The sequence below is a fragment of the Streptomyces sp. WELS2 genome (assembly GCF_013870595.1).
Lineage (GTDB): Bacteria > Actinomycetota > Actinomycetes > Streptomycetales > Streptomycetaceae > Streptomyces.
In genome coordinates this window covers 1-5767 of sequence record NZ_JACBWZ010000385.1, presented here as the reverse complement: position 1 = coordinate 5767, position 5767 = coordinate 1, and the positions used below count along the sequence as shown (strand labels likewise).

Annotated in this window: 3 protein-coding genes and 1 pseudogene; all 4 read right to left on the bottom strand. The window is 71.9% G+C overall.

The genetic code is table 11. The features are described 5' to 3' along the window. Positions 1–790: pseudogene (locus tag H5J33_RS21155) on the bottom strand (dTMP kinase); the annotation flags it as partial. A 206-nt stretch (positions 791–996) separates the two neighbouring features. Continuing rightward, positions 997–3828, bottom strand: a complete 2832-nt coding sequence (topA, locus tag H5J33_RS21150; protein WP_181796496.1) for a type I DNA topoisomerase — start codon at positions 3826–3828, stop codon at positions 997–999. A 256-nt stretch (positions 3829–4084) separates the two neighbouring features. Beyond that, positions 4085–4282, bottom strand: coding sequence for a hypothetical protein (locus H5J33_RS21145; protein WP_181796495.1), 198 nt, complete (start codon positions 4280–4282; stop codon positions 4085–4087). Positions 4283–4568: 286 nt separating this feature from the next. Continuing rightward, positions 4569–5767, bottom strand: a 1199-nt coding sequence (locus H5J33_RS21140; protein WP_181796494.1) for a class I SAM-dependent methyltransferase, incomplete at its 5' end; no start/stop codon positions are given.

Below are 5767 nucleotides of genomic sequence, written 5' to 3'. Positions count from 1 at the left end.
TGCGCGTGCCGGGCACCTCCAGGGACGTCAGCACGGACAGGGAGGCGGCGAACAGACCCGCCGCCACGTACGCCCCGAGGGCCGCGTGGTGCTGGTCGAACCAGGCCACGCCGGTGCCCAGCAGGTTGTTCAGCAGGGCGGCGGCGACCAGGGCCGCGGCGGCCAGCGGGACCGCGAGGAAGGTGGTGCGCAACGCCAGGCGGCGCAGGGCGTCCAGGTGGTCCGGCAGCGGCCGCACGGTCGCGCCCTCCGGGGGCGGGGCCGGCAGCAGGGCGGGGGCGGCGCTCTCCCGGCACACCGTCCACAGCCGCTCGGCGACGCCGGTGACGAAGGCGGTGACCAGCAGGACGACGAGCGCGTCACCCGGGATCCAGTCGATCCACAGGGGCGCGACGATCAGCAGCGCGGCGCGCACGCCGTCGGCGCCGACCATGGTCCAGCGGCGGTCGAGCGGGCCCTCCTCGGAGAGGAGCGAGTTCAGCGGGCCGAGGAGGACGGCGCCGAAGAGCAGCGTGGCGAGGACGCGCGCGGCGAAGACCGTCGCCACTGCGAACGCCATGCCCCGGTAGCCGCCGCCGAGGGAGCCCTCGGCGACCGACGCCTGGAGGACCAGTACGACGAGGACGAGGAGGGACAGGGTGTCGCCGACACCGCTCACCAGCTGCGCGCTCCACAGGCGCCTCAGCTGCGGTCGGCGCAGCAGGGAACGGACGGCGCGCTCGCGGGAGTCCGCGACCAGGGCGTCGTCCGGTGCTGTGGGGTGGGCCGTTGGCTGCTCGGCTCGCGTCATGCGTTCAGCCTATCCGCAGCCGCCGACACCACACCTCGCGTGTCCGGACGTACGCCCGCCCCGGTACCGCGAGGGCACCGGGGCGGGCGTTCGTTTCGCGAAGCCGGCTGCGAAGCGGCGGCCGAGCCGAGAGGGCCGTCACCGACCACCGGCAAGGAAGCCACACCCCGGGAAGGCTCGGCCGGCCGCCGTCCCCGGGTCCGCCGTCAGTCCTCCGCGCCGGAGCCCGACGCCTTGGAGGCCGCGGTCTTCTTCGCGGCCGTCTTCTTGGCGGTCGTCTTCTTGGCGGCGGCCGTCGTCTTCTTCGCGGCCGTCTTCTTGGCGGCGGTCTTCTTCGCCGGAGCGGTCTTCTTGGCCGCCGCCTTCTTCGCGGTCTTCTTGGCCGGGCCCTTCGCCCTCTTCTCGGCGAGCAGCTCGAAACCACGCTCAGGAGTGATCGTCTCGACGCTGTCACCGGAGCGCAGGGTCGCGTTCGTCTCGCCGTCGGTGACGTACGGTCCGAAGCGGCCGTCCTTGACCACGACCGGCTTCCCGGAGACCGGGTCCTCGCCCAGCTCCTTCAGCGGCGGCTTGGCGGCGGCCCGGCCCCGCTGCTTCGGCTGGGCGTAGATCGCCTGGGCCTCCTCCAGCGTGATCGTGAAGATCTGGTCCTCGGACTGCAGCGAACGCGAGTCCGTGCCCTTCTTCAGATAGGGGCCGTAGCGGCCGTTCTGCGCGGTGATCTCCACGCCGTCGGCGTCCGTGCCGACGACCCGCGGCAGCGACATCAGCCTCAGCGCGTCCTCGAGCGTCACCGTGTCGAGCGCCATGGACTTGAACAGCGAGGCCGTCCGCGGCTTGACCGCGTTCTTGCCGGTCTTGGGGGTGCCCTCGGGGAGCACCTCCGTGACGTACGGGCCGTAGCGGCCGGCCTTGGCGACGATCTGGTGGCCCGTCTCCGGATCGGTGCCCAGCTCGACGTCACCGCTGGGCTTGGCCAGCAGTTCCTCGGCCAGCTCGACGGTCAGCTCGTCCGGCGCCAGGTCCTCCGGGATGTCGGCGCGCTGGTGCTCCTCGGTGTCCTTCTCGCCGCGCTCGATGTACGGGCCGTAGCGGCCGACGCGGAGCACGATGCCGTTGCCGACCGGGAACGAGGAGACCTCGCGGGCGTCGATCGCGCCCAGGTCGGTCACCAGCTCCTTGAGGCCGCCCAGGTGGTCGCCGTCGCCGTTGCCCGCCTCGGCCGCGCTGCCGACGCCCCGGCCCTCGCCGAAGTAGAAGCGCTTCAGCCACGGCACGGCCTGCGCCTCACCGGCGGCGATCCGGTCGAGGTCGTCCTCCATCTTGGCGGTGAAGTCGTAGTCGACGAGCCGCCCGAAGTGCTTCTCCAGCAGGTTGACGACGGCGAAGGACAGGAAGGACGGCACCAGGGCCGTGCCCTTCTTGAAGACGTAGCCGCGGTCCAGGATCGTGCCGATGATCGACGCGTACGTGGACGGGCGGCCGATCTCGCGCTCTTCCAGCTCCTTGACCAGGCTGGCCTCGGTGTACCGGGCCGGGGGCTTGGTGGCGTGGCCGTCGGCCGTGATCCGCTCGGCGGACAGCGCGTCGCCCTCGGCGACCTGCGGCAGCCGGCGCTCGCGGTCGTCCAGCTCGGCGTTCGGGTCGTCGGCGCCCTCGACGTACGCCTTCAGGAAGCCGTGGAAGGTGATCGTCTTGCCGGACGCGCTGAACTCGACGTCCCGGCCGTCGGCGGACGTGCCGCCGATCTTCACCGTGACGCTGTTGCCGGTCGCGTCCTTCATCTGGGAGGCGACGGTCCGCTTCCAGATCAGTTCGTAGAGCTTGAACTGGTCGCCGGTCAGACCGGTCTCCGCGGGCGTGCGGAAACGATCACCCGACGGGCGGATGGCCTCGTGGGCCTCCTGCGCGTTCTTGACCTTGGCCGCGTACGTACGCGGCTGCGGCGGCAGGTAGTCGGCGCCGTACAGCTGCGTGACCTGGGCGCGGGCCGCGGAGACCGCGGTGTCGCTCAGGGTCGTGGAGTCCGTACGCATGTAGGTGATGAAGCCGTTCTCGTACAGCTTCTGCGCGATCTGCATCGTCGCCTTGGCGCCGAAGCCGAGCTTGCGGCTCGCCTCCTGCTGGAGCGTCGTCGTACGGAACGGGGCGTACGGCGAGCGGCGGTACGGCTTGGACTCGACGGAGCGCACGGCGAAGCGGGCGTTCTCCAGGGCGGCGGCGAGGCCGCGGGCGGTCGCCTCGTCGAGGTGCAGGGTACCCGCGCCCTTGAGCTGTCCCACGGAGTCGAAGTCCCGGCCCTGCGCGATCCGCCTGCCGTCGACGGTCGTAAGGCGCGCGACCAGCGACGACGGGTCCGACGGGTCTCCGGCGCGGCCGGTGGCGAAGGTGCCGGTCAGGTCCCAGTACTCGGCGGAACGGAAGGCGATGCGCTCGCGTTCCCGCTCCACGACCAGTCGCGTGGCGACGGACTGCACGCGGCCGGCCGACAGCCGGGGCATGACCTTCTTCCACAGCACCGGGGAGACCTCGTAGCCGTAGAGGCGGTCGAGGATGCGGCGGGTCTCCTGGGCGTCGACCAGCTTCTGGTTGAGCTGGCGCGGGTTGGCGACGGCCGCGCGGATCGCGTCCTTGGTGATCTCGTGGAACACCATCCGCTTCACCGGGATCTTCGGCTTCAGGACCTCCTGGAGGTGCCAGGCGATCGCCTCGCCCTCCCGGTCCTCATCGGTGGCGAGGAACAGCTCGTCGGAGTCCTTCAGCAGGTCCTTGAGCTTCTTTACCTGGGCCTTCTTGTCCGCGTTGACGACATAGATCGGCTGGAAGTCGTGTTCCACGTCCACACCGAGGCGGCGGACCTCACCGGTGTACTTCTCGGGCACCTCGGCGGCACCGTTGGGAAGGTCGCGGATGTGCCCGACGCTCGCCTCGACGATGTAACCGGGGCCGAGGTAGCCCTTGATCGTCTTCGCCTTGGCAGGCGACTCGACGATGACGAGTCGGCGACCGCCGTGTGCGGTCTCGCTGGTCGGGGACAACTTCGCTCTTCTCTCCGGTCGACGCTGGGGCCTCCCCAGGCCTTGGTCCCGGGGTCGCGGCGTACTGCTGGCTCGTGTGACGCTGCGGAGTGTGACGCTACATCCCGCCCCCGTGTCAAACGGGAAAAGCCCACAACGGCCACTCGAACGGTAACCCGACTACCGGCATTCCTGCCGCCCGGACCGCCCGGCCGCTTCCGCACCCCTGTCCGGAGCGTAACGCTCCCCTTACCCGGAGGAGCGGCGTTCCACGGCCTCAGAGCCGGGTCAGGCAGTACCCGCCCAGGGCCAGGGCGACGGTTCCGGCCATGCCCGCGAGGGCGGCGGATGCGATCCGGCTCACACCGACGGCCACCGGTTCCCGGCGCCGCAGCCGCACCCCGGTCCACATCAGCAGACCGGCTCCGAACAGGGCGAACACCACTCCCGCGAAGATCGCCGGTCCACTCTCCATCGCCCGCCCACCCCTTTTCCGCCGCCGGTTCCGCCCGGCGCGGGGAGAGTGGCACGCACGGGAGACGGGCGGGCGACTCCGGGGTGAACGGGAGGTCTACGCAAATTCGAACACACGAGCGAATGGATACCCTCGGGGTTCCTCGGCCATATTTTTCCGGCCGTTTTCCGAAGAGCGGCGTGCCCCGCGGCTCCGGGACCCTCTCCGGGCCCCGGAGCCGCGGGGCACGACAGCGCGCGCGACGGTGTACGACCGTGCGCGCGGCCGCTCGGTCCGCCGCCGGTCCTCAGTCCCCCGCCGGCTCCAGGAAGCCCTGCTCCACCAGCAGCCGGATCTGGGCGGGAGTGCGGTCGCGCAGCAGTACCGGGTCCTCGCCGACGAGCTGCGCGATGGCGTCCAGGATGCGGCCCGCGCTCAGCGTGCCGTCGCACACGCCCGCGAACCCGGCGCCGACCGTGTCCACCTTCGTCGCCCGCCGCATCCCGCGGTGCTGGCGCAGCACCACGTGCTCGGGGTCCTCGGCGCCGGGCAGCCCGACCTGCTCCTGGACCACTTCGGGGGCGAGCTTGAAGCGGCTGTCCAGCAGCGCCGCGTCATCGTGCGCCCGGAGGTAGTCGAGCCGGTCGAAGTGCGCCCGGATCGTCTCGCCGAGCGGCTGCTCGACCGGGTGCGGCCACTCCTCCACGGTGACGACGGGCTCTGCGGAGCCGGTCCTGCGCAGGGTGATCCAGCCGAAGCCGATCGCCCTGACCTTGCGCGCCTCGAACTCGTCGAGCCAGGCGTCGTAGCGCGCCTGGTACTCCGCCGGGTCCCCGCGGTGGTCGCCGGCGTCCCGCAGCCACAGCTCGGCGTACTGCGTGACGTCCTGCACCTCGCGCTGCACGATCCAGGCGTCGCAGCCGCGCGGCACCCACGACCTGAGCCTGTCCTGCCAGTCCTCCCCCGCCACGTGCTGCCAGTTCGCGAGGAACTGCGCGAACCCACCCTCGGTCAGCCGCCGCCCCGCCTCCTGAACGAGCGAGCGGCACAGATCGTCCCCGCCCATGCCGCCGTCCCGGTAGGTCAGCCGGGCGCCCGGGGAGATCACGAACGGCGGGTTGGAGACGATCAGGTCGAACGTCTCGTCCTCGCGGACCGGCTCGAAGAGCGAGCCCTCGCGCAGATCGGCGGCGGGCGCGCCGGACAGTGCCAGCGTGAGCGCCGTGATGTGCAGCGCGCGCGGGTTGAGGTCGGTCGCCGTCACGCGCGTGGCGTGCTGGGCGGCGTGCAGCGCCTGGATGCCGGAGCCGGTGCCGAGGTCGAGGGCGGAGGCGACGGGGGTGCGCACGGTGATGCCGGCGAGGGTGGTGGAGGCGCCGCCGACGCCCAGGACGACGCCCTCGTCGCGCTGTCCGATGCCGCCGGCCCCGCCGACCGCGCAGCCGAGGTCGGAGACGATGAACCAGTCCTCGCCGCCGGGACCGCCGTAGGGCCGTACGTCCACGG